Annotated in this window: 24 protein-coding genes, 2 pseudogenes and 1 riboswitch; of the genes and pseudogenes, 14 read left to right on the top strand and 12 right to left on the bottom strand. The window is 49.0% G+C overall.

Translation table 11 applies throughout. The annotated features are described in order from the left end of the window. Window positions 1–121: 121 nt before the first annotated feature. Window positions 122–808 carry a Crp/Fnr family transcriptional regulator gene (locus LA337_08210; protein UBI17660.1) on the top strand — a complete coding sequence of 229 codons (687 nt, stop codon included), beginning with the start codon at window positions 122–124 and terminating at the stop codon, window positions 806–808. A 47-nt stretch (window positions 809–855) separates the two neighbouring features. Here the strand turns inward: LA337_08210 and LA337_08205 are convergent, their stop codons facing one another. From LA337_08205 to LA337_08170, 8 genes and pseudogenes are all read right to left on the bottom strand, one after another. Continuing rightward, complete coding sequence (locus LA337_08205; protein ID UBI17659.1) at window positions 856–1,692, bottom strand: outer membrane protein OmpK; 837 nt, start codon at window positions 1,690–1,692, stop codon at window positions 856–858. A 95-nt stretch (window positions 1,693–1,787) separates the two neighbouring features. Then, complete coding sequence (gene tsgA, locus LA337_08200) at window positions 1,788–2,942, bottom strand: MFS transporter TsgA (protein ID UBI17658.1); 1,155 nt, start codon at window positions 2,940–2,942, stop codon at window positions 1,788–1,790. Between the two features lie 38 nt (window positions 2,943–2,980). Next, window positions 2,981–3,688: a purine-nucleoside phosphorylase gene (deoD, locus tag LA337_08195; GenBank protein UBI17657.1), complete on the bottom strand. Its 708-nt coding sequence runs from the start codon at window positions 3,686–3,688 to the stop codon at window positions 2,981–2,983. A 175-nt stretch (window positions 3,689–3,863) separates the two neighbouring features. Next, entirely contained in the window at window positions 3,864–4,178 is a 315-nt protein-coding gene (locus tag LA337_08190) for a YcgJ family protein (protein UBI17656.1), read from the bottom strand. A gap of 36 nt (window positions 4,179–4,214) precedes the next feature. Further along, a complete protein-coding gene (locus LA337_08185; GenBank protein UBI17655.1) occupies window positions 4,215–5,024 on the bottom strand; it encodes a CatB-related O-acetyltransferase in 810 nt (269 codons plus the stop codon). 391 nt (window positions 5,025–5,415) lie between these two features. Beyond that, window positions 5,416–5,591, bottom strand: a pseudogene (locus tag LA337_08180) (MFS transporter). Continuing rightward, window positions 5,589–5,756: pseudogene (locus tag LA337_08175) on the bottom strand (MFS transporter). The pseudogenes LA337_08180 and LA337_08175 overlap by 3 nt, the downstream one beginning before the upstream one ends. Window positions 5,757–5,831: 75 nt before the next feature. Next, window positions 5,832–6,890 carry an alpha/beta hydrolase gene (locus tag LA337_08170; GenBank protein ID UBI17654.1) on the bottom strand — a complete coding sequence of 353 codons (1,059 nt, stop codon included), beginning with the start codon at window positions 6,888–6,890 and terminating at the stop codon, window positions 5,832–5,834. A 265-nt stretch (window positions 6,891–7,155) separates the two neighbouring features. On the opposite strand from LA337_08170, the gene LA337_08165 reads away from it, so the two are divergent. From LA337_08165 to LA337_08125, 9 genes are all read left to right on the top strand, one after another. Continuing rightward, window positions 7,156–8,040: a LysR family transcriptional regulator gene (locus tag LA337_08165; GenBank protein ID UBI17653.1), complete on the top strand. Its 885-nt coding sequence runs from the start codon at window positions 7,156–7,158 to the stop codon at window positions 8,038–8,040. Between the two features lie 198 nt (window positions 8,041–8,238). Continuing rightward, window positions 8,239–8,778 carry a GNAT family N-acetyltransferase gene (locus tag LA337_08160; GenBank protein ID UBI18421.1) on the top strand — a complete coding sequence of 180 codons (540 nt, stop codon included), beginning with the start codon at window positions 8,239–8,241 and terminating at the stop codon, window positions 8,776–8,778. 210 nt (window positions 8,779–8,988) lie between these two features. Then, window positions 8,989–9,213: riboswitch (cobalamin riboswitch) on the top strand. A 220-nt stretch (window positions 9,214–9,433) separates the two neighbouring features. Continuing rightward, window positions 9,434–10,489 carry an ABC transporter substrate-binding protein gene (locus LA337_08155; GenBank protein UBI17652.1) on the top strand — a complete coding sequence of 352 codons (1,056 nt, stop codon included), beginning with the start codon at window positions 9,434–9,436 and terminating at the stop codon, window positions 10,487–10,489. Window positions 10,490–10,555: 66 nt separating this feature from the next. Continuing rightward, window positions 10,556–11,623, top strand: coding sequence for an iron ABC transporter permease (locus tag LA337_08150; GenBank protein ID UBI17651.1), 1,068 nt, complete (start codon window positions 10,556–10,558; stop codon window positions 11,621–11,623). Beyond that, window positions 11,620–12,435 carry an ABC transporter ATP-binding protein gene (locus LA337_08145; GenBank protein ID UBI17650.1) on the top strand — a complete coding sequence of 272 codons (816 nt, stop codon included), beginning with the start codon at window positions 11,620–11,622 and terminating at the stop codon, window positions 12,433–12,435. Before LA337_08150 ends, LA337_08145 begins: the two co-directional genes overlap by 4 nt. A 10-nt stretch (window positions 12,436–12,445) precedes the next feature. Further along, window positions 12,446–12,886 (top strand): pseudoazurin, encoded by a 441-nt coding sequence (locus tag LA337_08140; GenBank protein UBI17649.1) that lies wholly within the window; start codon window positions 12,446–12,448, stop codon window positions 12,884–12,886. A 27-nt stretch (window positions 12,887–12,913) separates the two neighbouring features. Further along, a complete protein-coding gene (gene petA / locus LA337_08135) occupies window positions 12,914–13,465 on the top strand; it encodes a ubiquinol-cytochrome c reductase iron-sulfur subunit (protein ID UBI17648.1) in 552 nt (183 codons plus the stop codon). A 1-nt stretch (window position 13,466) separates the two neighbouring features. Further along, complete coding sequence (locus LA337_08130; GenBank protein ID UBI17647.1) at window positions 13,467–14,627, top strand: cytochrome b N-terminal domain-containing protein; 1,161 nt, start codon at window positions 13,467–13,469, stop codon at window positions 14,625–14,627. Further along, window positions 14,627–15,433: a cytochrome c1 gene (locus LA337_08125; GenBank protein UBI17646.1), complete on the top strand. Its 807-nt coding sequence runs from the start codon at window positions 14,627–14,629 to the stop codon at window positions 15,431–15,433. The genes LA337_08130 and LA337_08125 overlap by 1 nt, the downstream gene beginning before the upstream one ends. Window positions 15,434–15,730: 297 nt before the next feature. Here the strand turns inward: LA337_08125 and LA337_08120 are convergent, their stop codons facing one another. Further along, window positions 15,731–20,068: an inverse autotransporter beta domain-containing protein gene (locus LA337_08120; GenBank protein ID UBI17645.1), complete on the bottom strand. Its 4,338-nt coding sequence runs from the start codon at window positions 20,066–20,068 to the stop codon at window positions 15,731–15,733. 272 nt (window positions 20,069–20,340) lie between these two features. Continuing rightward, on the bottom strand, window positions 20,341–20,766 hold the full coding sequence (locus LA337_08115) for a hypothetical protein (GenBank protein UBI17644.1): 426 nt from the start codon (window positions 20,764–20,766) through the stop codon (window positions 20,341–20,343). A gap of 1,253 nt (window positions 20,767–22,019) precedes the next feature. Here LA337_08115 and LA337_08110 point away from each other — a divergent pair. The 3 genes from LA337_08110 to LA337_08100 all read left to right on the top strand — a co-directional run bounded on the left by LA337_08110 (window position 22,020) and on the right by LA337_08100 (window position 24,913). After that, entirely contained in the window at window positions 22,020–22,241 is a 222-nt protein-coding gene (locus LA337_08110; GenBank protein ID UBI17643.1) for a hypothetical protein, read from the top strand. A gap of 141 nt (window positions 22,242–22,382) precedes the next feature. Then, window positions 22,383–24,101, top strand: coding sequence for an ABC transporter permease subunit (locus LA337_08105; protein ID UBI17642.1), 1,719 nt, complete (start codon window positions 22,383–22,385; stop codon window positions 24,099–24,101). A 29-nt stretch (window positions 24,102–24,130) separates the two neighbouring features. Then, entirely contained in the window at window positions 24,131–24,913 is a 783-nt protein-coding gene (locus LA337_08100; protein ID UBI17641.1) for an ABC transporter ATP-binding protein, read from the top strand. Window positions 24,914–25,134: 221 nt separating this feature from the next. Here LA337_08100 and LA337_08095 read toward each other — a convergent pair whose 3' ends face one another. Next, window positions 25,135–25,419 (bottom strand): hypothetical protein, encoded by a 285-nt coding sequence (locus LA337_08095; protein UBI17640.1) that lies wholly within the window; start codon window positions 25,417–25,419, stop codon window positions 25,135–25,137. Window positions 25,420–25,498: 79 nt separating this feature from the next. Here LA337_08095 and LA337_08090 point away from each other — a divergent pair, with 79 nt between their 5' ends. Beyond that, window positions 25,499–25,768 carry a cation transporter gene (locus LA337_08090; protein UBI18420.1) on the top strand — a complete coding sequence of 90 codons (270 nt, stop codon included), beginning with the start codon at window positions 25,499–25,501 and terminating at the stop codon, window positions 25,766–25,768. A gap of 115 nt (window positions 25,769–25,883) precedes the next feature. Here the strand turns inward: LA337_08090 and LA337_08085 are convergent, their stop codons facing one another. After that, window positions 25,884–26,291 (bottom strand): hypothetical protein, encoded by a 408-nt coding sequence (locus tag LA337_08085; protein ID UBI17639.1) that lies wholly within the window; start codon window positions 26,289–26,291, stop codon window positions 25,884–25,886. Window positions 26,292–26,411 lie beyond the last annotated feature (120 nt).

The following is a 26,411-nucleotide window of genomic DNA, read 5'->3' as shown; positions in this document are numbered from 1 at the left end:
TGTGTCAGGGCCAGCAGCGTGCTGGTCCTTTTATTATCTCCAACCCGCTCTTAATGACATTGCTCAGCAGATGGCATACAGTCAGCGATAGGAATTTTCTCAAACAATAAGACGTTGAGCCATGCAGCTTAAGCCCCTCACTAAAGGTCGTTTTCACAATATCTGGCAACAGGATGATGCCTTAATTGAGAAGATATTTCAGGAGCTACTCTCTGAAACGCAGATTATCCAGGAAGATGAGTATCTATACCGTCAGGGACAGGTAGTCGATCGACTGATTATGGTGCAATCAGGGCGAATTTCTCTACGGTATAGCGCGGAGAATGGTCGCCGTTTTCAGTTGGGCGCAATGGAATGTGATGAGCAATTGTTTGGTGAAATGGAGTTTTTTACCGGGTATCGCTGCCAGCTTGACATCGTAGCTGAAGAACCGCTTACCGTGGCGGTGTGCACCTGTGATCGTCTGGAAGAAGCGCTGAACCAGCATCCCAGGCTGGCGATATTTTTCGCCAGCGCAATGGCCGTTGATTATCAGGATATGCTAGAAATCTTCCTGCACCGGATGCTCTACCCTATCGTACATAACGTGGCGTATGACCTGTATCGCCAGCATCAGAACAAGCAGCCAATGGATGGTTTTGATAAAAAATACCAGGAAGCTGAGCGATTCGGCACCACTGACCGGGTTTATCGGCGGGCAGTTAAAGCGCTGACGGATGCCGGGCTGGTAACGCGTACGAAGCAAGGACTGGAAATTAAGGATCTGGATGGGCTGCGTAAATTTCTCGGCAACGACATCATTGACTGACACACCAACTCTCGCAAACAGAGCATTGGTGTGTCATTTCGGTGCAATCAGAACTTGTAGGTGAGGTTGAAATAGTGGCCTAGCCCGGTGGTACGCCCTGCTCCGCCGTGGTTTTCCATCAGTGCCATGTTGCGGAAGTACTTCAAGCCATAACCTACCGCATAATGCTCTGAATGCCAGTAGATGCCGTTATACCATTCAATCGCGTTATTGCTGTATAACGGTTGATTAGCAATCTTATTAGCGGCGAACTGGTAGTCAAAGTAACCCTGATAGTTCAAGTAACTGCCGTTGGAAAAGGTATAGAACGGCGTCGACCAGTTGGTCGAGAACATGTAGCCATCCCACTTACCTTCGTTATCCGCACCGTAGTTTTCACGAACATAGTGCGCATAGATGTTCATTCCCACCAGACCAAACCACGGCACCTTAACATCCGTGCCCAGACCGACGTAATGCTCAAATAATTCCCGGTCACCAATGTTATTTACCGTTGCGATATAGAATTCATTAAACGGACCAACGGATAAATCTTTATTAAAAATGGCGTCCAGGGAAAAACGCGGAGATATCTTGGCAAAAAAGTTATCACCACCATGACGATCGTCCTGCTCGCGATCCAAAATATCAAAGAAATCCACATAACCGTACAGATCGATAATTCCGGAACGCGCGCCAAACTCCAGTTCCAGATAGGTGTCATTACGAATGCCATAAGGCACTTTCGCATCCACACTTTGCATTAAGTTCATCTGCATCCAGTTAAAATCATTTTTGCGGATGTTGCCATCGGTATAATCAGCCGCAAGCGCTTGCGTACAGCACATCGCAATTACCGCACCCAGAACTGTTTTTTTCATCATTGATTTATTTTTCTTCAGCATTTTCAATTCCTTTGAGCAAGGTTGAGTGTCGCCCCACCAAATAAATGGCGTGACGACTGGCTATCTAATTAAAAAGGTAAGCGTTATTACTGTGTTTAATTACGTTTAAGTTTCAATGTACCCATCAACATGATAAAGATGATTAAATACAACACCGGTATTGCGTACATAATTTTCTGTAATCCCATAGTTTTTTCCATTAGCGCACTGATCGCCGGACTAAACATCGCCCCGGCACTGCCGCTAATTAAAATATAAGATACGTTCTGGCTACTCGCGCGCTTCACGAAAGAAACACCGTAGGCAATAAAGGAGTTATACAATGCTGCGCAGACAAATCCGTAACTGTAGGCCAGATAATCAAGCCCGGAGATTTTTTCCTTCGTGACAATAATGGATGTAATTACGCAAGCCAGCAGAATAATACTTAGCAGGAAATAATGTATTTTCACTCGGGAAACAATAACGGTTGAGACTAACGCGCCGACCAGCGCAGCCCCCCAATATTGCGTAATAATATTTCCTGCTTCTTCAAAGGGAATACCAAATTTGTTCTTCACAAACAATGGTGCCCAGGTCAGGAAGGTATACAGCGCCAGCATGCCTAAAAACAGACCTATACCGCCGCTGATAATCCCTGGGTTCCACTCCGATTTCGCCACGTCTGCGCTATCCGCTGCAGGAGCCGTTTCACAGGCGGAAAAACGGGTGAGAGCCACAACGCCCAGCGTGAGTAGAGCCACCATACCTACGCTCAGATAGCTATAACTCCACGACATATTGTGCGTCAGGGCGAAGGTAGTGATCAGCGGAAAAACTACGCCCGCAACGTTAAAGGTGGCGTCCTGCACCACCAGCATCGTACTTTGAATGCGATCCTGCCAAACTGATACCACGATCGTTCCCGCTACGCACAGACCAATCCCGCCGCAGAAACCCACCAGGGTCATGGCGACCATCACCGGCCATAATCCAGGGCTTAAGTGCATTGCCAGAGCGCAGAGGAACACTATCGAATAGATAATGAACGTCATACGCTTAACACCGATTTTCTCAATCAAGAAAAAGGCGGCGACGGTTCCGGCTAATGCTCCACCGTTAAGCAACGAAAATATCGAAGCAACAGTATTCACATCGGCACTGTAGCGTAGTGCAATCGGTTCAATCAGCATGCCAAACTGACTGGCAAACCCCGCCATAATAAAATTTGCCAGAAAACTAATCAGCGTAAGTGCTATTTTATTCTTCATATAATGCCATCTCTGATTGGTTCATCTAAATGCTGATGCTAAGCCGTAATAGCTGTATTCAGCGCCAGCTCTATCATATTCTTAAACGTTAACTGCCGTTCTTCTGCCGTCGTTTCTTCTCCTGTCAGGCAATGATCGGATACGGTTAATATAGCCAACGCTTCAATATTAAACTGATGCGCTAAAGCGTATAACCCTGCCACTTCCATATCCACACCCAGCACACCAAACTTTTCCAGTGCCGGTATTAAATTTTCGTCAGGATCGTAATAAAGATCACCACTGAAGACATTGCCGACTTTAATATCGATGCCAGACTTCTGTGCCAATGTCCACGCCTGCTGCAATAATGGAAAATGAGCAGATGCCGCCATTGCGTAGCCCGCGCTACGTTTTAAATTCGTGACAGAATCGGTTCCAGCGGCGACGGCAAGAATAATATCTCGCATTTTGACATGATGTTGTGTTGCCCCCAGGCTACCAACACGAATAATTCTCTGCACGCCAAAATCATGTACCAGTTCATGGGCATAAAGCGTCATTGAAGGAATGCCCATTCCGTGTCCCATCACCGAAACAGGTTGCCCAAAATATAAACCGGTATAGCCCAGCATATTGCGTACATTGGTGACTTCACGGTAATCAATTAGATAATTTTCGGCAATAAACTTAGCGCGGAGCGGATCGCCCGGCATAATTACGGTTGGCGCAAAATCACCCGCTTTGGCATTAATATGTGCAGTCATAACAATTCCTGAATTATGGGTATTGAAGATATGCAGGGATTGTAACCAGACGTTTGCAGAGGATTGAGGACAAAAGTCCTGCTCAGAGGATCGGCCTCTCAATTTTGAGAGTTAGTGGTGCAGGTAAGAGGAAAACGGCATCCCCGCCGCGCAGACAGGGAAAACGCCGGGGCTGTCAGAAGTTATCCTTCTGCCCGAACAACAGTACGGTGTAACGCGTATTCACTTTGCCGCTACGCTTACCATCTGGTGCGAAATAGCGATCGTTCCGATACTGGCGCTCGGTGGTGTCGCCAAACGAGTCGCCACGAAAGGTAAAGGCAGTGGAGTCAAACTCTCCGGCAGCAGCCTGCCTGCCCCCTTGCCTCTTCCTAGGATACTTTGTGGTTAACGCCAGCGACAGCCCGTGCTCGTCGGCACAGAGAGTTTTGTCGCATAGCACACCCGGTGCCGGGCTGCCTGGTCCGAGCGTTGCTGCGTATGCTGTCAATGGTAAGACGCTCAACGCCAACAATCGCATAGTAAACTAAAGAGTTGTGAATGTTTCGGTAAGATTGAATTTTTTATATATCTTTTGTTGAATACTACCATTTGATATCAACTTATTCATTTCAGTGACGAAATTTATGATATCGTCGCATTTGCTGTTATCAGGCAAATCGGTGTAATTATAGTTCCACCATTTTATTTTTAACAACTCTTCGATAATACCGGACTCAAATCTGTATTTGATAATTTTTGCTGGAACCCCTGCGACAATAGCATATGGAGGCACATCTTTAGTAACCACAGAATTTGCAGCAACAACAGCGCCATCGCCAATTGAAATCCCCCCCTTTAAAACAACATCATTACCAATCCAGACATCATTGCCAATCGTTAAATCCTTAGGTTTAGTGATAAATGGTTTCAACGTCCAGTTTTGTCCAAACTCGCTGGCAGCATATTTATCAAACTCGCCATTATAAGTAAGCATATGAGTAGTAAAACGATTCATTGGATGGTTCCCACCCATGATTTTTACATTTGATGCAATGCTACAAAATCTGCCGATTCGTACATTACCCGGCAATTGACAGGTTGGAAATGAAAATGCGCCTACGCTGGAAAAACTTTTTACCGGCATAGTTGAATATTGCTCAGCAATAACATCAGCTTCAATTCGAATTTTGTCACCTTTAGATAATAGTAGCAAATTCCTTTCTTTATAAACTTTCTTTCCTCTATGATTTAAAAAGATATTGTTATCCATGCAAAACTCATAATGTTTTCTGGTCCATCTAAAAACAAAAGTATCATTTGCATCTTCTGAAAAACTATAGAGTCTGGCTTTCATATTGTCATTATCTGCTTTTAATTAAGAATGTAAGATTAGATTAAAGATACTCTAAACTCTAACCTTAATCAACTATAACAACATGAAATAGTTAACATTATAAATTCTCTTGCAAGGATATTTTACTGTTAGCACATAGTTGTTAATATATGTTCTGTAGAATTTTAGTTAAAATTTTAATATAGACATGCACTGAAAAGTCGCTTTCAGAATAAAATGTAAGAGGTTTCCATTAAGAGCCAGATGTTTGATATATGAGAATTCTACGAATTATATTTTTAAATAGCGCAGGGAAAGCGTTATGCCGCATAAAAAGCGCCCATAATGAAATGTGGCGCTTATCGTATCAAGTCCGTTACTGATGAGCCGCCAGAATGTAACCTTTACGCGCGCTTTGCCAGCCGAGGTGGTCAAACACGATGCCTCCTGCCGTTGACCCAAGGGCGATTGAGAGCAGAATCACCGCGACCATTAGCCCGTCTCGGCTTCGGCGTTGTCGGGCAGCGTACGCGCAATCCATGTCCACCACCTGGTTGGCGCGGCGGTTGCAAGCATGCCCCAGAGGCCTGCCAGCCCCTCCGTCACGCCTAAATCGCGGGCAATCGGCGTGAGCAGGCTGACGGGCATAAATTCAGAAGCAATCAGCACAAACACGCACAGGGTCATGGCAAAAATACCGCCCCAGTATGCGCGCTGATGAGGATGTGATGGTGTTTGGTTTAGCGTCGACATAGTGAAATTTCACGAAGATCAGGATAAAAGCCACCCGCCAGAGGCCGGTGGCTTTGCATCAATTCAGGAGAGGGTTTATTTCAGTTTGGTCTGGAAAAATTGTTCGAACTTCGCGAAAGGTATTTTTCCGGCCACGTTATCGTAGAGGTCCACATGATTTGCCCCTGGCACCACGACCAGTTCTTTGTCTTTACTGCCAATCGCCTTGAAAGCATCTTCAGCAAAATAGCGTGAATGCGCTTTCTCACCGGTCACAATAAGCGTGGGGATGGTGATTTCACTGGCGTAGCTCAGCAGCGGCATATTCATAAACGACAGTGGCATCGTTGCCGTCCACGCCCCGGTCGAGTTAACGGAACGCTCGTGGAAGCCGCGCGGCATGCGATAGTAATCGAAGAACTCTTTCAGTATCGGATGCGGATTTGCTGGCAGCGTTTCTGGCAGAACGCGCTCGCCCGCGCTGGCCTTGCCGTTGCTGTCGACGTTAATATCATGACCGCCGTGTGCGAAGGTGCCGCTCTGCGCATCCTTCCAGCGCTGTTCGTTCAGATATTGCAGAACAGCACGACGGTCGGCGGTGGAATAACGGTCTTTGCCATCCCCCACACCATGGCCCATCGCCCGGCTCATGTCGTACATCACGCTGGTAGCCACCGCTTTGACGCGGGTATCCATCGCAGCGTCGTTCAACGCCATGCCACCCCAGCCGCAAATACCGAGCAGCCCGATACGATTGCGATCCACCTCTTTTTGCAGCCCTAAGAAATCCACTGCCGCGCTGAAATCTTCAGTGTTGATATCCGGTGAGGCGACGTTTCGCGGATAGCCGCCGCTTTCCCCCGTGTAAGAGGGATCGAATGCCAGGGTAACAAATCCTTGTTCCGCCAGCGTCTGCGCATACAGACCGCTGGATTGCTCTTTCACCGCGCCAAAAGGCCCACTGACCGCAATCGCAGCCAGCTTGCGATCGCCACGGTCTTTAGGCAGGTAAAGATCGCCCACTAAGGTGATGCCATATCGATTCTGGAACGAGACTTTACGATGTTCGACTTTCTGGCTCTCAGCGAAGGTCTTGTCCCACTTATCTGTCATGGAAACAGGGGCACTCGGATTGGTTGAATCAGCAAAACTCATTGTTGAGGCTCCACTTAATGATGCGAATAACAGCATGGCCGGCATCGTAGTTTTTAGCGTTCGGGTGAAGGCTTTCATAAAAAATCCCCATAAAAAACAACAGAGAGATACAGGTTTCCGACGGACAACGCTGCGGTGCTTTGTTTTGATGGGCTCATTATAGTGAGCAGAATTAGTGCTGATTAGAGGGCGATTACTGCTAAGATTGATACCATATTGTTATAAATCAATACTGAATTTGCTGTCATTCCGGGGGGATTTTTCAATGGCGAAAAGGGAGAATTACAACGAGCTGTACTTGTTTATGCAGGTTGTACGGGAAGGCAGTTTCACCGCGGCTGCTCAGCGGCTGGGGCTCGCTCAATCAGGGGTCAGTCGTTCTGTTCGTGAGCTTGAAGAAAGGCTGGGCGTCCAGCTGCTGGTGCGTACCACGCGTAAACTGTCGCTGACGCAAGCAGGCGAGCAGCTCTATCAGAAGACGGCATCTGGATTTGATACGTTAGATCGTGGGCTTGCCACGCTGGCGCATTATCGAGAGACGCCCTCCGGCACGGTGCGTATCAATGCCAGCCAGCACGCCATTGATAAATGCCTGCTGCCTAAGCTGGCGGTATTTAAACAGCGCTACCCTGATATCAGGCTAGAACTGATGAATGAGAGCCGGTTCGTCGATATCATCGAGGAAAGATTCGATGCCGGCGTTCGTCTGGGGCCTGAAGTCGGCCAGGGCATGGTCGCGGTGCGCATTACGCCGGATATGGAGATGGCCGTTGTGGGTACGCCTGAACATTTTCACCGCTTCGGTTTTCCACAAACCCCGGCGGATTTAAAGGCGCATCCCTGCATCGCCTATCAGTTTGCCGATGGCAGCGTATATCAGTGGGAACTCATTCAGAATGATAAAAAAATCACCCATCAACCTGAAGGGCAATGGGCATTATCCGACAGCTATATGGAAGCAGAAGCCGCCCGGCTGGGTCTTGGGCTGGCCTATGTCCCTGTCGAACTGGTCGCGGATGATTTAGAACACGGTAATCTTATCAGGGTGTTGCAGCGTTACAGCCTGCGAATGGAAGGATTATTTCTTTATTATCCTCATCGCAACGTCTCCCCTGCCCTGCGAATGGTCATTGAGACGCTGAAAATTTAAGCGTACGCCATGGCGGCGTCTTCATTGTGCATAATGGTAGAAAGTATTCCTGCCTGAACTCAATATTTCCCATTTATAATCTGTGTGCAGAATAGCAACATTGACAATTGCATGTCTGTCTCAGGTCGCTCAATATTGTTTTTAAAGTAGTCTTATTGTTATTATCGTCTTCCATTCTAAGATTGAGTTATGCATGCCATGATCCCATTTAGGTTTAGTGAGATGACTCACGCCGATATTCCTGCTGTTCAGTCGTTCCTTATTGAACATCTTAATCTGTTCTTCAATGCTGGTAGATCCATGCCTTCTGGCGAAGAAGATCTCTTTGATCTCGAACGACAGTATCTGTTACAGGAAAGGAATTCATTACTTTGCGCATGGAGCGAAAAACAAGAATTAATCGCTACACTGGCGGTATGTCAATATAATGATCGGATTGCTGAACTGCGCGGACGCTATAACTTGTCTGAAACAGCGGAAATTTGTCGTTGCTACGTGGATGAACGCTATCGCAGACAGGGGATCGGCAGTCAATTGTTTTCCTTAGCTGAGGTATTTTGTCAGCAACATCAATATAAAGTTTTGTATCTTCACACACATCATTTTTTACCCGGCGGTTATCATTTCTGGTTGCGTAACAATTTTAACGTGATTATGGATATGCAGGATGAATGGCAGTTGGTACACATGGAGAGTTCACAAAAAAAAGATTCAACTGCTAATACGCAGCATTTTTGATGGTGATCAATATGTTTCATACGCGGAGATTGAATTATGTTCGTAATTTGATCAACATCAACCAATTATCATTTAGCTTCCCGTTGTTATTTTCATTTACAGCATCACGCAAAGAAAAAAACACACAACTATTTGTATTTATTGATTATTTTTAGTTTCCCACTCTCTTTTGCCTCTTACCCCCTATGGTTGACCTTGTTAACAATTGCCGTTAGAGTCGCTTTCGACAGCATTTCATTACATTTTTGTATATGAATAGGAATATGGTAAGAATTATTTAATTCAATTCCATAACTGCCCCCGCAACTGTAGGCGGATGCAGAATATCCTTGTGTGGTTAATAAGCCACAGGTCACTGTAAAGTTTATCTTTATGGGAAGGCTGATATTCTGGTTACCGTGAGTCAGGAGACCTGCTGTCAAAGGTGTATACCATTGAGTGGACGGGATGGTCCATGGGATGAATTATTTGACAAATGCAGTAGTGTATTTATGAATAAGATTTCGGCTAAGTAACGCTTATTTGCATTTTTTGCATATCTTCATTCTTAAATTTCACGATTGAATGTCATCTATCTTCATGTCTCCTCCCGATATATGGAATGAAATGAGCCATGACCAGATCTTCAGATTCTGGCATCAACGGGACGATGATAATGCACGCTAATTCTACCTTTTACTCCTCTAAAAAAACGCTTCTGGCTATTTTGGGCACGACTGCTCTGCTGCTTACTTCCGGTTTTTCTGCCGCGGCAAAAACCGAATATCCTCTGACGATTAAAAACTGTGGCCGCGATATTACCTTCAACCAGGCACCAACGCGCGTGGCAACGGTGGGACAGAATAGTACCGAGATTCTTTATTCATTAGGGCTGGCCGATCGCGTCGTGGGCACTTCACTGTGGTTTGGCCCGGTACTGGATACTTATAAAACAGCAAATGAAAAAGTTGCCGTTATTGCGCAAAATATTCCCAGCTTTGAAGGGATTGTGGCTAAAAAACCGGATCTGGTCGCCAGCCAGTTTGAATGGCAAATCGGCCCAGCAGGCACGGTTGCCTCTTATGAACAGTTTAGTGAACTGAAGGTTCCCGTTTATACCGCGCCGGCTGACTGTGCGAAAGATAACGAAGATGGTGGTGATGGTGTCCGTAAGGGTATGTTTGATATTGCCATGGTGTATCAGGAAGTCGCCGATTTGGCGAAAATCTTCGATGTTCAGGATAAAGGCGAAGCGTTGATTGCCAGCCTTAAAGCACGTGAAGCCGCAGCGAAAAATAAAATTACCGGAATGGATAAGAATGTTTCCGCGGTGTTCTGGTTCTCAAGCGCCGATTTGCAGCTCGATCCTTACGTTGCCGGGAAGTTTGGCCCAGCTGCGTGGATAGCCCAAACGCTGGGTGTGAAGAATGTGATTGATTCTGCCGAAGAATGGCCAACAGTGGGCTGGGAAACCATCGCTAAAGCTAATCCTTCGGTCATTGTGCTCGGAGAGATGAGCCGTCGGCGTTTCCCGGCAGATGACTGGAAGGTCAAGATGGAATACCTCAAGTCCGACCCTGTCACCAAACTGGTTCCTGCCGTCAAGGAAAACCATCTGCCGGTCATTGACGTACAGACAATGAATGCCGGGATCAGAACTATTGATGGGGTGGAAAAACTGGCGGATGCCCTTGTTGAATATGGCTTAGCGCATCCGCAGGCTGCTCATTAATCTACGTTTTGCGCTATATCCTCGGACGGTATAGCGCATCTCCGTTACTCAGGAACGCAGATAATCATGAGTGATTCACGCAGGATGCGTCGTGCCGTTGGTCAACTTGCGATGAGAATAGGTGGACATGCCGTTTGGGTCAGTGCGCTAATGTGCTGCGTACTGCTGGCGGGTATTTCCATCGGCGAAACGCTGATTCCCTGGCAGCACGTACTCAGCACGCTGGCAAATCATCTTTTTGATGCACACTACCCTGTCGATGCGCTGGATGCAGGGATCGTCTGGAACTATCGCCTGACCCGAGCGCTGGTCTCCGCCAGCTGCGGTGCCTGCCTGGCTGTTTCCGGCGTAGTGCTGCAGTCGTTGCTACGCAATGCGCTCGCTGAACCTTATCTATTGGGGATTTCTGCCGGAGCATCCACCGGAGCGGTGCTGATTGCTCTCACCGGGCTTGGGGCTGGGATCATCAGTATGTCATTGGGAGCTTTTATTGGTGCGCTGACGGCATTTATGTTCGTTGCGCTATTAGCAATGGCTGCTGGCGGTAGACAAGGCGGAGGTGTAACAACCCAGATCATCCTTGCCGGGATCGCCAGCTCACAGCTTTTCAATGCGATTACGTCGCTTATCATTACCCGCTCAGCAAACGCCGAGCAAGCGCGCGGTATTATGTTCTGGTTGTTAGGCAATTTGAGCGGTGTACGCTGGCCCGATGTTGTCTTAGCCATTCCAACCGCTCTGGTCGGTATCGTGCTGTGCTTCTGTTATGCCCGCCATCTCGACGCGTTCTCCTTTGGCGCTGAGTCTGCGGCATCGTTGGGTATTCCGGTAAAACGTACCCGTGCAGTACTGATTGCCGCCGTCACCGGCATGACGGCAATTATGGTCTCCATTGTTGGTGCGATCGGCTTTGTCGGTCTGGTTATCCCGCATGCCGCTCGTCTACTGGTCGGCAACCAGCATCATCGACTGCTGCCAGTGAGTGCGCTTACCGGCGCGATCTTCCTCATTATCGCTGATGTTATTTCCCGCACGTTACTCCCCGGCCAGGTTCTACCAATAGGCGTGATCACCGCTCTGGTTGGCGCCCCTGCGTTTTCAATCATTCTGATTAGAGGAAACCAGAACAAATGACGGTGAACCTCGTAAACCCTTTTATTACCTCTGCACAAGCCGTTATTGAAGCCTGTAATCTGCGCTGGAAGGTAAAAGGTAAGACGATTGTTGATGATATTTCACTCAGCGTAACGCCTGGCGAGTTTGTCGGCATCATCGGCCCCAATGGCTCGGGCAAAACGTCACTGATATCACTCCTGGCTGGTTTGCTGAAGCCGACTTCAGGACGAATCACTCTGCAGCAAAAAGCGCTCCAGCATTATTCGCGGCGTCATCTTGCTCAACAGGTGGCGCTGGTCGAACAACAGGCTGAAACCAGCGAGCGTCTTACTGCTTTACAAGCCGTTTCTCTGGGGCGGACCCCCTGGCTTAGCCTGCTCTCCCCCTGGTCCGCCAAAGATGACGTTATCGTGCAGACTATGCTGGAAAAGGTTGATCTCAGTGAATTACAGCACCGCTGCTGGCATACCTTTTCTGGTGGAGAAAAACAGCGCCTGCATATCGCCCGGGCGCTGGCACAGCAGCCACAGTTGTTGCTGATGGATGAACCCACCAACCATCTCGACATTCAACATCAGATTGGCCTGCTAAGTCTCGTGAAACGTGAAAAGCTCACGGTGATTGCTGCTCTGCACGACCTCAATCATGCCGCGATGTTCTGCGATCGCATCATCGTAATGACGTCCGGACATATGGCGATGCAAGGGAAACCATGCGCTGTTTTTACCCGCGAAAACCTCCACACCTGGTTTGGAATCGACGCCATCATTGAAAGGGATGCAAGTGGTGCAAACTGTTTTATTCGTTATCAACGGCCTGATGAATTTTAAGGAATAATCAATGAAATACCTCAAACAGAGTCTGCAAATTTTGTGTTTACTCGCTTTCGCCTCTTCAGCCTTCGCACAAACTCACGAAGTGTTGATGAAGAATCGTGGGTCTGCGGGGCCAATGGTCTATGAGCCGGATTATCTGGAGATCCAGCCTGGGGATACGGTGAAGTTTATCCGTAAACATAAAAGCCACAACGCGGCCTCAATCGCTGAGTTGTCTCCGGCTGGCTATCCTGGATTTATGGGCAAAATAGATGAAGAGATCGAAGTTACTTATGACAATGCCGGGTTTTACGGCATCAAATGTACACCGCATTACGCTCAGGGCATGGTGATGCTGATTAAGGTTGGAGATGCCTCGTTACCAGAAAGCTACCGTGCGTTCAAAGCGCCGGGTATTGCTGACAAGCGCTTTCAGGAAATTTACGCGCGTATCGACAAACATTAATCCGCGACACTTAAGGAGGTATACGAGGTGGCAGATAATAAACGTCCAGATGGCGAAATCCAGGAACAGCGTCGGGAATGCCTGTGTAAACTGACAAAATTTGTCGGTGCGGCAGGCGTCGCTGCTGCTGTCTGGCCGCTGGTTTCGGCCTTGGGCCCGGATGAAAAAACGCTTGGGGAAAATGAACCGATTGATGTCTCTCTTGCAGCGGTTGCTGCTGGACAAACCGTCAGACGTGTATGGCAGGGAAAGCTGATTCTTATTCACCATCGCACCCCGGATGAAATTATTACTGCCAGAAGTGCCGACCTGGATACGCTTATCGACCCACAGCCAGACAGCGCCAGGGTCTCTGCAGCCCATCCTCAATGGCTGGTGGTTCAAGGTTATTGCCCACATGCCGGGTGTGTACCTAACGCCCGACCGGGTGGGCTGGGTTGGATTTGCCCGTGCCACGGCTCAGAGTTTGATACCTCCGGGCGCGTGACGCGCGGGCCCGCAACGACCAACCTGGCAATCCCAGACTACGTTATTCATTCCGATGGTCAGGTCGTGCGTATCGGCGCGAAGGAAGTCTGAAATGAAGAATGAAAGCGTCTATTCGCTTCGCTGGCGTATTCCTTTCCCTCGCTCAATTGCCGGACTCTGGGTATTTGCGATCGGCGCTATCCTGCTGGTTATGCTCGGCGTGCAGATCTTTACGGGTATCGTGCTGGCGATGTTTTACGTACCGACGGCTGAGCTGGCATTTGACTCCATTATTCATATTATGCGCGCGGTTCGCCATGGAGAGCTGTTACGTAACATGCATGCTATTGGCGCGTCGCTCTTTTTCTTTGCCTGCTACATGCATATTTTTCGTGGCATGTACTACAACGTTTACCGTAAGCCCTGGACGACAATGTGGATGGTTAGCGTCACGCTGTATATCCTGCTGATGATGACCGCGTTTCTTGGTTATAGCCTGATCTGGGGGCAAAAAAGCTACTGGGCGGCAACGGTGATTACCCGATTTGCCCAGGCCATCCCGCTGGTGGGTGATTCAATTTACGCATATTTAGTCGGCAGCCATACTCCGGGGACACCGATGCTGGGCCGCTTTTATGTTATCCACTTTATTCTTCCCTTCGTGATTGTCGTCGCCACGGTTTTCCATATACGTACAGTACAGTCGGCTTTTGCCCAGGCGATGAAAAAGAGGTTTAGCGAGAAAGAGTCCAGGAGCCTGTTGTTCGATTACAAAATCACCGATCTCGATGCTATAAAAATCACTCTTTTTTTGATGGTTTTCGCCTGGTTTTTATTCTTCGCGCCGCACTATCTGAGCAGCGCCGACAACTTTATTGCTGCTGACCCAACGATTACACCCGCGATTGTTGCGCCAGAATGGTATTTCCTTCCCTTTTTCTCCATCTTGCGCTGCTTCCCGAATGAATTCGTGGGGCTAGCCGCGATGTGCGGCTCAATACTGATTTTCTATTTTCTACCCTGGCTTGATACTTCCCGGGCTCGTTTTCGCCATTACAGCAAACTGGTTAAGTGCGGATTCTGGCTATGGGTTATTAATGCCTGCTTTTTAGGCTGGTTAGGGTCGAAAGCGCTGGTTGGCCCGGATCTTCTTGACGGTTTTCGTAATGATGAGGGCTGGATCCGTGCCGCATCCCAGCTTTCGACGCTGATTTGGTTTGCCTGGTTTTTAATCGTCTTACCTTGCCGTCGTTTTCTTGAAAAACAGGACTGATGATGAAACAACTATTGAAATTCAGCGTCTTGTCCTTCTCTCTGTTGGGGCTGAGTTCCTCATATGCGCAGGAAGCCAGGCCTGAACGCCAGGAATGGAGCTTTAGCGGCATTACTGGCCAATATGATAAAGAGCAGCTTAGACGTGGCCTGCAGGTTTATGAAGAGAAGTGTCGCGCTTGTCACGGCATGAAACACCTAACCTTTCGGACGCTGACCAGACCCGGCGGTCCAGAACTCACGGCTGAAGAAGCAAGAAGTATCGCCAGCGGCTATCAGTTTCCTGAGATTCAGGATGACGGCCAGATTGGTGAGCGGGACGGTACGCTAAATGACAGCTTTATATCGCCATATCTTAATGAACGTGAAGCACGATACCTTAACAATGGCGCTGAACCCGTTGACCTGAGCTATATCGTCCGTGCCCGCTCATACGATCGCGGTTTCCCACAATTTTTGTTAGATGCTTTTCTGCCCTACACGGACCAGGGGGCAGATTACGTTTACGCACTGCTAACCGGCTATCTGCCTGCCGATCCTGAACTGAAGGCTAATCGTTATTTTCCAGGCGGCGTGATTAACATGCCAAAACCACTGACGAGTGGAGAGATCCAATGGAGCCCGGCATCGAAAAAAGCTGAAACTGAGGAGCAATACGCCAGGAATGTTACCGCCTTTCTGGCATGGGCTGCCGACCCGGCGCTCTCTGAACGAAAGCAACAGGGAAATTACGTTATGGGCTATCTGGCTATTATGTTGGGCTTGCTATGGCTATTACGACGAATGAAGAGGCGTTCGCTAATGTAGGTCTCGCGAGGTGGGGCGATTACTCAGTTCACCAGCATTCAACCGGGCAGCCGCGCTGTTGCCTTGCACGACTAAGACAAGTAAAGGAAGGCAAAATATAAACCGAGCTAAACAAAAAAACCAAGCTATTAAATAGCCTGGAGTCCATATTTAGCGGAAGCGTAGCCCGCTTCCGCTAAAACTAATTTGATTATGCCGGAGGATCTCTAAAGATGAATGGCACGATTATGCAGAATACTTACACGATCACCTTCGGCGTAGTGGCAGTTACACAGAATAACTTACAGGTTTCTATCACTACATCGACTTTCGACACACCATATATTCACTAAAGTTACCAATAATAGTACCGAGTTTTCCATTGCTTAGACTGACAATGTATGTGGCAGCGGCATATTGAGATGTCCAGTAACCAGTATAATCTGTGATTGGATTCGTCGACACAAAACCTGATCCGTTGAAAGTAGTCAGATTACCCCACTCACTCCAAAGCCCACCGAGAGTTCCACGCTTACCATCACTTCTTTCACTCCCATTAAGTTGTTGTATTGTCGGCACTTTAGAAAAATTCGAACCGCAAAAACTAGCTTCATCCATGTCGGTCCCGGTAGTTGTACCATTATTGATGAACCAATTTTTCAGCGTAAAATCCCAACTGATAATTTTACCCTCACCACTAATTGGTGTGCCGGTAATAGTAACTTTACTTCCGGTTCCTGTATCGTTAAATGAAACCACTCCATCCTTTACTGTCACCCAAGGAGCATCGGCTTTCCAGTTAAAGTCTGAAGCGTTACCGTTTTTCAGCTCAATGGTGAACATCGCCCCTTTAAAACCTGTCGTTGGGAAGCCTTCATCCTTTCCAAAGATATAACCATTGACTGCAATGTCTTTTATTGAAACATCCGCCACGAAGCTGACCTTTTTATCCGCGTCCACCATCGTGCCGGTGCTGCCTGCCCTCGCGCTCACCTGAATGTCCGACACCGCCGTCGTGGTGCTCGTCAGCGTCACCGTTGTCTGACCAGCGGCGTTGGTGGCGCCGTCCGCCGCCACCGTCACATGGTCAGGCTTATCCGCCTGCGCCGTCACCGTCTGATCCGCCACCGGGTTGCCGTTCGCGTCCGTCACCGTCACCGTATAGCGGAAGTTGCTGCTGCCGTCGGCAACCCTGCTGACCTCATCCCCCTGCAGCAGAACCGACTTCACCTGCGCCGTGCCCGCGTCCGCCGTCAGGGTCACCGCCGGCTTATCGTTGCTCGCCGGACGAGCCCCCTGCATCGCCTGCACCGTCACCTGCCCCGCTTCCGTCCCCGTCAGCCCGGCCGTATAGCGTCCCGCCGCCCCCTCCGTGAACCCCGTCACCTGCGTGTCACCCGCGCCCGCCACCTTCGCGCTCAGCGTCGCGGCCTGGCCCGACACCGCATTGCCGTTGCTGTCCCGCAGCGTCAGCGTCAGCGTCGAGACCGCCTGACCGTCCGCCACAATGTGATCGGGGGCGGCAACAAAGTCCGACTTGTCCGGCGACACGGCCCCTGCCACGAAGCTGACCTTTTTATCCGCGTCCACCATCCTGCCGGTGCTGCCCGCCCTCACGCTCACCTGAACGTCCGACACCGCCGTCGTGGTGCTCGTCAGCGTCACCGTTGTCTGACCAGCGGCGTTGGTGGCGCCGTCCGCTGCCACCGTCACATGGTCAGGCTTGTCCGCCTGCGCCGTCACCGTCTGGTCCGCCACCGGGTTGCCGTTAGCGTCCGTCACCGTCACCGCGTAGCGGAAGCTGCTGCTGCCGTCGGCAACCCTGCTGACCTCATCCCCCTGCAGCAGAACCGACTTCACCTGCGCCGTCGCGCCGTCTGCCACAAAGTGCGCCGTCGCGGTCTGGCTGCTGTCACCCAGCGTTGCCGTCACCGTGCTGAGGCCCGCCACCTTACTGGTCAGCGGCGCCGTCGCCCGGCCTTTCTCGTCCGTGGTCACCGTCTTCGCGATGACCGCCCCGTTGTCCGCCGTCAGCGCCACCGCCTGGTCCGCCACCGGGTTGTCATGTGCGTCCGTCACCTGCACCTGTACGCTGTCCGCGTCCTCACCGTCCGCCTTCGCGCCGTCCTGCGTCACCGCCAGGGCGCTCACCTGCGCCGTGCCCGCGTCCGCCGTCAGGGTCACCGCCGGCTTATCGTTGCTCGCCGGACTCGCCCCCTGCATCGCCTGCACCGTCGCCTGCCCCGCTTCCGTCCCCGTCAGCCCGGCCGTATAGCGTCCCGCCGTCCCCTCCGTGAACCCCGTCACCTGCGTGTCACCCGCGCCCGCCACCTTCGCGCTCAGCGTCGCGGCCTGGCCCGACACCGCATTGCCGTTGCCGTCCCGCAGCGTCAGCGTCAGCGTCGAAACCGCCTGACCGTCCGCCACAATGTGATCGGGGGCGGCAACAAAGTCCGACTTGTCCGGCGACACGGCCCCTGCCACGAAGCTGACCTTTTTATCCGCAGGCACCATCGTGCCGGTGCTGCCCGCCCTCACGCTCACCTGAACGTCCGACACCGCCGTCGTGGTGCTCGTCAGCGTCACCGTTGTCTGACCAGCGGCATTGGTGGCACCGTCCGCCGCCACCGTCACATGGTCAGGCTTGTCCGCCTGCGCCGTCACCGTCTGGTCCGACACCGGGTTGCCGTTCGCGTCCGTCACCATCACCGCGTAGCGGAAGCTGCTGTTGCCGTCGGCAACCCTGCTGACCTCATTCCCCTGCAGCAGAACCGACTTCACCTGCGCCGTCGCGCTGTCTGCTACGAAGTGAACCTCAGTTGTATCGTAGTTACCGTTAAGCATCGTCGCCGTCACCGTGCTGGCGCCTGCCACCATACTGGTCAGTGGTGCCGTCGCCTGGCCTTTCTCGTCCGTGGTCACCGTCTTCGCGATGACCGCCCCGTTGTCCGCCGTCAGCGCCACCACCTGACCCGCCTTTTTGTCCGTCACCTGCACCAGCACGCTGTCCGTACCCTGACCGTCCGCCTTCGCATTATTCTTGTCCGACTTGATAGTCACCCCGTTATCGGATGGCACAACGTCAATCTGCATCGTTGCCGTATTGGACTGGTTGTCATGGTTGTCCGTCGCCATCGCGCTGATCTGATACGTCTGCGGCGTTTTCTGATCACCGCTGAATATATAGGCCGGCAGCATCACCTCAATTTCCGTGGGAGTCAGTATTCTGTAGCGTCCACCGCGGGCCATCAGCTCCGGAGAAACCGACCAGTCAACCCTCTTCAGGCCGTACTTGACCTTTGCGATCGTCAGCGGAATGGTGATGGTTTCCATCGCCTGTGCCCTACGCCGCTCCGGCAGCCCTATGCGCAGCAACTCCTGCTTACGGTACTGCATAACAATGTTGTAATTGCGGTCAACAAAATCGTATTTGTTGCCGGCCAGACTGCGCATTAAATCCACGTTATCGGGGCTGACCTGCTGATACCACGGCACTCCCAGCCGATAGTTAATATCCAGGGCCATTCGGGTATCATTTGAGTCACCAACCGAGCGGCTGGCAGAAAGGGTCATCAGGGGGAAAGGGGTGTAACTCAGGCCCGCAGTCAGCACGGCAGGATTGTCCTTCAGGGTGTCAGGACTGGTGCTGTCACTGACGGAGACGCCCCTGCCGAAATACTGCTCGTATTTCAGGCTACCGCCGAGATAGGGCCAGGCGGGCAGATATCCCTCAGCACGTATGTCGAAACCGTTTGCCGGACGCTCATCGTAGTCCTCCATCTCTGAAAGTACCGACTGGTGCCAGTTCGTCAGCCGAATATAACCGTTAACCCCCAGCTTCAGGTAATCGCGCCACAGCTCTGCACCGCCACCAAGACGCCGGTTTTTACCCGTATAGTCATAGTCATAGAAAACGTTTCCACCCAGCATCCAGTCGTCCATATACGTCCGGTAGCCGGCACCGAGGTTAACTGTATTTCTCTCCTGGCCCCGGCGAACGCCCAGTTGGGTAAAAATAAGATTCTGGTCGGTGTCGTGAAGAGGAATGAGCATATCACCGGAAAACTGCCCGCCGCTCCCCAGCGAGACCTTAGCGTTACCGAACTGATTGAGCCAGTCGTTTACTCTCTGGTTAATCAGTCCTTCGCCAACTCCCCGGGCATAATTAATGGCAGCATCCGTTCTGTTCTCGCTGGAGAACATGGACCCCATCTGCATGGCACCGGAGGCCAGCGTCCCTTCAGGTTCAGACGACCGTCCCGCAACATGCCTCTCCAACATGTTTTCTGACGGAACCTTCAGCGGCCTCCCCTGCCCCAGTACCGGCCGGGTCAGATCTGGCAGACCGGGTGATACCCTGGGCTCCGGAATCAGTCTGGCATCGGGGACTGCCCGCTGACCTTGCGGGCCGGCAGAGAGTGGGACCACAGGCGCTACAGTTTGCCCTTCGCCAGAAACTACTGGCGGGGAGTCGTGATGCCCCGCCGGTTCTCCAAATATAAGTGAGTTCAGTCCATGAATTGTCCCCTGCATATCTGCAGACATATCCACATCCGCACGAACCGGTGCCGGAAGCAGCGTCAGTACGGGTGTAATAAACTGTATAATAATAAGCAGCCATGCAATAAAAGCATTACGTCTGATGTCAGGGGACATGGACTATTCCATCATTAGAATAATAAACACAGATTAAAAAACGGACAGGAGATATATAATATCATTCTGCAGATTACAAAAAAAAACCGGTCAGGCATCCAATATAAAACAGGATGCATAACAGCGTAAGAAAAAGAGTCAGTGCCATTTCCATCACAAGCCTCTCTTACCCTTTCAGTATTTTTATGATTATCTCCACAACCCGGCATTAGTGCCTCATGTAGTATGCACCCGGCACCATTTATTTCCGGACAGACAGCCAAGGAAATAGCTTAAATTCCGTATAGCTCTTTTATTTTTGCTTTAACAACCTGATATCCAGCATAATTAACGCGGTTACATAAGGTATCCAGCCTCATATCAAGCCTCATGGTATATACTGCTTTCGCATCGTCCCCCATAATATTTTTATTGGTGTTCAGAAACGTATACCCGTTGCCAATTTTTATATAGTCCTGTGAATATTTTTGATACTGCTCACTTCCGGCACGCCGCAGAAAATTAAAATTATCCACACAACTGTTGTTGCTGGAAGTAATAGTATAAACCGGAGTCAGGGAGTTTCTTCCGCTGGCGTACTTTACTGACGGGGTCATATTTTTACTGACTGCCTTATTGTCCGGGGAATGAGCCGCGCCAGAGGATGAACAGGCCGCCAGAAAAACTAGCGAAGCAATCGGAATCAGTTTTAATATCATGTAAAAACCTCGTTTAATTAAGAGAATGAATTATCCAACATGCAGGTTCACCATCCTCAAGGAAATGCCGGGATCAGCGTTCCATCGAGTCGTATCCGTATTCGCAGACCCAGCTTATTCAGCCAACTTAACCTGAGGCGGTAGATGCTCCTACCCTGTTCGATAAGAGCACGCATCATCGGCCGCTGTTTCTGCGTCGGTTCACGGAGCTCAAGTTACTTCATAAAGACCTCGGCCCAATTGAACAAAAAAAGAACCAAATTTGTGCAGAAAACAAGCCGAGGATAGTATGCGTAGACATATTGATCAACAAAAACGATCAATTAATTATTATTGATAGCCATTGACTATCACGAAAGGCGTAATCGATCGATATTTACATTGAACTAAATCGCCGTAAAATTGATCAAAATCAATATACAATTCTAATCATTTGCTGACTAAGGATTATTCGTAACGCGCAATCAATACGGTCTGAGTTTATTAGACCGGTGCATATTCCTGCTGGCTATCTGAAAAACCGGCATCACAGTTTTTCCTGAACTTCAGTTTTTAAGTCAACAGAACCAGATAGACTCATCAATAGTCTAAAAATCATTAATGATGGCCCCTCTAATCACAATGAAACGAATCATGACTGTTGCAGATCATCGATGTAACGATATTTTCGACAATGTATAGGTTTGTTGTATCCTCGTTTACCCGGCTGTGATGGTGGGGTCAGTCCATTAACGGCAGGGAGTGTCTGGATTATCCATAGCGATTCAATCCGTATTATTTTGAAACATTAACTCTTACCTTGTCATAGCTAAACAATTCATAACCAGAAGTGATTTTTTAATTTACCGTTCAAGCCACATAGCTATAATAAGGCATCTTTCAAACAGGAGTTATTCGTTGGACAGTTACCCTAAATTAAATAACAAGGCAAGCTAGCAAAAATGTTCCTGTCGCTGCTTGCCGGTCCCGGTGGGCAGTAATTTCACCTAACATGTGATTGCGCCTCAAAATAACTAATAATTAGCGTGATGTTCTTATCGAAAATCATCCCGCCATAACTAAATTAACCCCGTATCTTCAAGAGGAGAAGCGCTATGACGCATAACATTTCTGATGAACCTCCATCGAGAGGGCTAAGCACAGGCTGACTATCTGCATTGAAATCAGGTGTATGCAATGGAGGTGGTCATGACAGTTGCCTTGAAACTGTCGGTTAATGGCCTTTCATTTAATGCACTTAGGTGAGGTGTAGCATGTTGCTCACAACCAAACGTTATATTTTTTATGTTGATGCTAATAGCACCATTCATTTTTCAACTCTGGCGGATGCCTGTCTGCCCGTCCGGAATTCATCACCACTCGCCATCAATAAAAAGCTCGCTAGCGGAAAGTCTTTCGTCAGTGGGTTCCTGCAAAAACTTGCAAATAAAAGACAGCGTGCTGTTGAGGATTATATCAACACGTTACTGCCTTAATTCGTAATGTACCATAGAGGCTTGAGTTAAGCTGACGCGCCTCTATGGCCATTTTGGGTTTATAAATTTCATCCTGCATTATTCACTCATGTTCAGTGAAGGTCATCCCCTGAGCGTGAATAATGAGCGGAGATTCTTATTATGCATGCTTTGACAAAACATAGAAGCAAGACGACTTCTGTGCTTAACGATATGGTTGTCTGTTTTATTCTTGTGGCAAGTATTGTCCTCTTTATCTACGGTTGGCGGGGGATGCATAGCGCATTCAATGGGCACGACTTACCCGCACTAAGCCTCGATTATCATGTTCTTCCTTATTACACGCTTCGTACCACCATGCGCCTGGTAATCGGGCTATTTTATTCAATGCTATTTTCAATCGTCTTTGCGGTGCTGGCAGCAAAATTTGCGCCTATGAGACGCGTCATTTTGCCCTTAGTCAACTTTATGGAATCTGTCCCGTTAGTTGGATTCCTGACTTTCACCACCGCCTTTTTCCTCGGTCTTTATCCGCACAGCGTTATGGGGCTTGAAGGTTTAGCGATATTCGCAGTCTTTACCGCACAAGCATGGAATATGATGCTGACGCTGTACCAGACACTCAGAGTGGTACCCAACGAGCTGGCAGAAGCGACGGAAGTATTCCGCTATAACCCTTGGCAGAAATTCTGGCGTCTGGGATTCATCTATTCGTTCCCGGGGTTACTGTGGAATACGATGGTATCGCAGTCTGCCGCCTGGTTTGCGTTGATTGCCTCAGAGATGCTGACAGTAGGAGGAGGCAGTACAAATTTACCGGGTGTTGGCTCTTATATTGGTATTGCGCTTCAGGAAGGTAGTCCTTCTGGCGTCGTCCGGGGAGTATTAGCGCTAATCGTTAATATCATCATCTTTGACCAATTACTGTTCCGTCCGCTGGTCCGCTATGCCCATCAGTTTAAGTACGAGGATGTGAGTGACAGAAAGGTACCAAGTTCATGGTTCTATCAATGCCTGAGCAATTCAATGACAGGGCGAGGACTGGGGCTCGCCTGCAAACGTTTCTCCCTATTCTGGTTATTTGTATTACCAAAAGCATGGTACGGGTTACGACTTCATCGCTTGTTTGCTTTCCTGGGACAAATGAACTGGCTTTGGTCAAATCTATGGTATCTGGCTATCGTTGTTGGATGCATTTATTACGGCCACCAGCTGTGGTTATTCATTCCTAAGGAATATCTGGCTTCACTTCCCGGCTGGATGGGGTTGACTGCTGCGAGGGTCATTGCGGCCATGGTGCTCAGCGTCATTATTTTTACGCCGCTTGGCGTCTGGATCGGTCTACGGCCTAAACTGGTACGTTTTTTCCAGCCGATTATCCAGGTTTTAGCCGCGGTTCCTGCCAACGTCTTTTACCCGTTGATTGCTTTTATGATTGTGGTATGGCACCAGGACCTGGGGAGCTGGACCATCCCGATGATTATGCTGGGTACACAATGGTATGTGCTTTTTAACGTCATCGCGGGCACATCGATGATCCCCAGCCAAATGGTTGAAGCGAGTAAAGTTTGTCATCTTCGTGGATGGCTGTGGTGGAGTAAATTCACACTTCCGGCAATTTTCCCTTATATCGTCACTGGAGTTATTTCAGCAGCTGGGGGGGCATGGAATACCGCAATTGCCGCTGAAGTACTGAACTGGGGAAAAATTACATTACAAACTCATGGGCTCGGTGCCTTTATCTCTCTCGCCAGCGATGCCGGCCTAAATCAGCAAGAAGCACTGGGATGCCTGGCAATGTGTTTCATGGTTCTACTGTGCATTATTTTCATCTGGCAACCCATGTATCGCTATGCAGAAAACCGTTTCAAATTCGACTAATGATTAATAATCAGCCATCAGGACATGTTATGAAGCATTCAAAAGCTGTATTAGAAGTTAAAAACATCTCTAAATCTTTCAAAAAAGACCGGGAACAAAAAGTTGTTGTGCTAGAACATATTAATCTTGAGGTTAAGGAGAATGAGATTGTTGCATTACTTGGGCGTTCTGGTTCGGGTAAATCCACGCTGCTGCGAATGGTGGCCGGTCTTGTCGAACCTGATTTTGGTTCCATCGTGTGCTGCGATCAGCCAGTTAATGGGCCGGGAAAAAATACCAGTATGGTCTTTCAATCATTTGCGCTATTCCCATGGTTAAATGTGTTCGATAGTGTGGCTCTTGGGCTGCAAGCACTGGGACTTTCGTCTGATGAAGTCGGTAAAAGGACGATGGACATGTTGGATTTGATTGGCCTCATCGGCTATGAAAAATCTTATCCACGGGAGCTCTCGGGGGGGATGCGCCAGCGTGTCGGGTTTGCCCGGGCACTGGCGGTTGAGCCGGATCTTTTACTGATGGATGAACCTTTCTCCGCGTTGGATATATTCACCGGCAACAAGCTACGCCAGGATCTCATCGAAATGTGGGAAAATAGGGTTATTAAAACACGCTCGATGCTCCTGGTAACCCACAGCGTTGAAGAAGCGGTAATGCTTTCAGACCGGGTATGTCTTCTTGGCGGGCATCCCAGCACAATAACAGATATTTTCAGCATTAACATCGAGCGCAATCAGAGAACCAAGGAAAGTATTTCTACGATGGTTGAGAAGATAAGCGACACTCTCAATGGGCTGATTGCCGCCAGCGCGTAATTTAAGGGGGATAATGATTACCTCATGGACGAGCTAATCATTACAGTTGTTATGCATATTCATTCCTTTTAATAACAATGGGCTTTGTTGAATACATCGGGTTCAGTTCAAGCCTGCTGGCAAAAAAAAGTCCATTTTCAGGCAATAAGCATGTTTTCTGACATGCCTGCCTCAGTCATTCTGTTCAACCCAAAACACTGACCAGAGCCTCTGCTACCTCACTATCGTACAAGTGTAATGATTAGAGCTTTTTCTTTAAATTGTTCAATTCGTTGCTGGCATGCCCCTTGGTTCTCAAGGGTTGATTTCTGATGGCCTTCACTCATTTTTAGACTTATTTCTGACTTTGTTATCATGGTAGAAAATAATAAATCCAGCGAGACTCTGATGATGACCACCATTACGGAAATCTGCGTTTCGAGAATGGTGCGAAATTTATTATTGGGGACATTCTGTTTTTTGTTGGTCCAGGGATGCTGTGGTCTGCCGGTAATAAGCTCTTTCACGGACAGTCTCATCAGGAAGTAAAACGATCGCATTATGGATTGCTTTACTGGCTCTAGCGATTAAGGAGACTCTCTTTAGATATATGCTTGCGACCGGCCGAGGCATAACTCTTCACTACTTATTGCGAATGCCTGGCACGCGCGATCCGATGCTGCATCATCCGTAGTGGTGGCGTTCGGTATCACCGGGAATTTGCTGGGGCTGCACTTTATGGATTTACTGGTCGTATTTATTGTCGCTAAATTCATTACCCGAATGGGATATCAGTTCGCCTCAGATGCCCTGCATGACTTGATGGGTCGCTCTATCGATGCTCAGACGGACTCGCTACACAAAATTGCCTGCTGACAACCAACTGTGTGCTTAGGCTTCATGAATTCGATAGCAATGTGAGCTCAGGCCATAGGTTACATAACATATTGTTAAATGGGAGCGGCTGAGTCACGACGTGACTTGAATAGTTTTAACCTCCGGCAGCTATTGCTGCAAAGCCCGCACCGAGTGCTACAGCAAATACAGCAACGATGACAACTGCGGTTACTCCAGCGCCAGCCCCTATTGCTGCTGCTGTTTTTCCTTTCGATATGTCTTTTTTATCAAGCGAAACCATATCATCAAAGGAAACCGCCTGCCCGGTACTTGTAAGCAGCGCCCGCGGTGTGGTTGTCTGAACAGTAACAGTATCATGGCTACCATCTTTTAATTCGTACTGTACAACATCACCTTCGTACAGTGGCGGATTGAGAAGGTAATAAGAGTAATTATTCTCAAGCTTTTTCGGTTTCACCTGCACCGAATCATAAGTTGAACAACCTGACATCAGCATCGTTGAGGCCATCATTATTCCAGCCAGTATTTCTTTTGATTTCATTTTAACAAACCTATATTTAAAAAATAATTATCTTGATGTCTATATATCTATGAAGAAGCATATACTTGTGACATAGCAAAGGCAAACCTTACAGGTAACGATTGGTTATCGTAAAAAAAA

The sequence above is a fragment of the Citrobacter europaeus genome (assembly GCA_020099315.1).
Taxonomy (GTDB): Bacteria; Pseudomonadota; Gammaproteobacteria; order Enterobacterales; family Enterobacteriaceae; genus Citrobacter; species Citrobacter europaeus.
This window is presented reverse-complemented; position numbering and strand designations above follow the sequence as displayed.

Coding starts and splice junctions, on each gene's coding strand:
- LA337_08210 (UBI17660.1), top strand. CDS start 122: ATGCAGCTTAAGCCCCTCACTAAAGGTCGTTTTCACAATATCTGGCAA.
- LA337_08205 (UBI17659.1), bottom strand. CDS start 1,692: ATGCTGAAGAAAAATAAATCAATGATGAAAAAAACAGTTCTGGGTGCG.
- tsgA (UBI17658.1), bottom strand. CDS start 2,942: ATGAAGAATAAAATAGCACTTACGCTGATTAGTTTTCTGGCAAATTTT.
- deoD (UBI17657.1), bottom strand. CDS start 3,688: ATGACTGCACATATTAATGCCAAAGCGGGTGATTTTGCGCCAACCGTA.
- LA337_08185 (UBI17655.1), bottom strand. CDS start 5,024: ATGAAAGCCAGACTCTATAGTTTTTCAGAAGATGCAAATGATACTTTT.
- LA337_08170 (UBI17654.1), bottom strand. CDS start 6,890: ATGAGTTTTGCTGATTCAACCAATCCGAGTGCCCCTGTTTCCATGACA.
- LA337_08165 (UBI17653.1), top strand. CDS start 7,156: ATGGCGAAAAGGGAGAATTACAACGAGCTGTACTTGTTTATGCAGGTT.
- LA337_08160 (UBI18421.1), top strand. CDS start 8,239: ATGATCCCATTTAGGTTTAGTGAGATGACTCACGCCGATATTCCTGCT.
- LA337_08155 (UBI17652.1), top strand. CDS start 9,434: ATGCACGCTAATTCTACCTTTTACTCCTCTAAAAAAACGCTTCTGGCT.
- LA337_08150 (UBI17651.1), top strand. CDS start 10,556: ATGAGTGATTCACGCAGGATGCGTCGTGCCGTTGGTCAACTTGCGATG.
- LA337_08145 (UBI17650.1), top strand. CDS start 11,620: ATGACGGTGAACCTCGTAAACCCTTTTATTACCTCTGCACAAGCCGTT.
- LA337_08140 (UBI17649.1), top strand. CDS start 12,446: ATGAAATACCTCAAACAGAGTCTGCAAATTTTGTGTTTACTCGCTTTC.
- LA337_08130 (UBI17647.1), top strand. CDS start 13,467: ATGAAGAATGAAAGCGTCTATTCGCTTCGCTGGCGTATTCCTTTCCCT.
- LA337_08125 (UBI17646.1), top strand. CDS start 14,627: ATGATGAAACAACTATTGAAATTCAGCGTCTTGTCCTTCTCTCTGTTG.
- LA337_08120 (UBI17645.1), bottom strand. CDS start 20,068: ATGTCCCCTGACATCAGACGTAATGCTTTTATTGCATGGCTGCTTATT.
- LA337_08115 (UBI17644.1), bottom strand. CDS start 20,766: ATGATATTAAAACTGATTCCGATTGCTTCGCTAGTTTTTCTGGCGGCC.
- LA337_08110 (UBI17643.1), top strand. CDS start 22,020: ATGTTGCTCACAACCAAACGTTATATTTTTTATGTTGATGCTAATAGC.
- LA337_08105 (UBI17642.1), top strand. CDS start 22,383: ATGCATGCTTTGACAAAACATAGAAGCAAGACGACTTCTGTGCTTAAC.
- LA337_08100 (UBI17641.1), top strand. CDS start 24,131: ATGAAGCATTCAAAAGCTGTATTAGAAGTTAAAAACATCTCTAAATCT.
- LA337_08085 (UBI17639.1), bottom strand. CDS start 26,291: ATGAAATCAAAAGAAATACTGGCTGGAATAATGATGGCCTCAACGATG.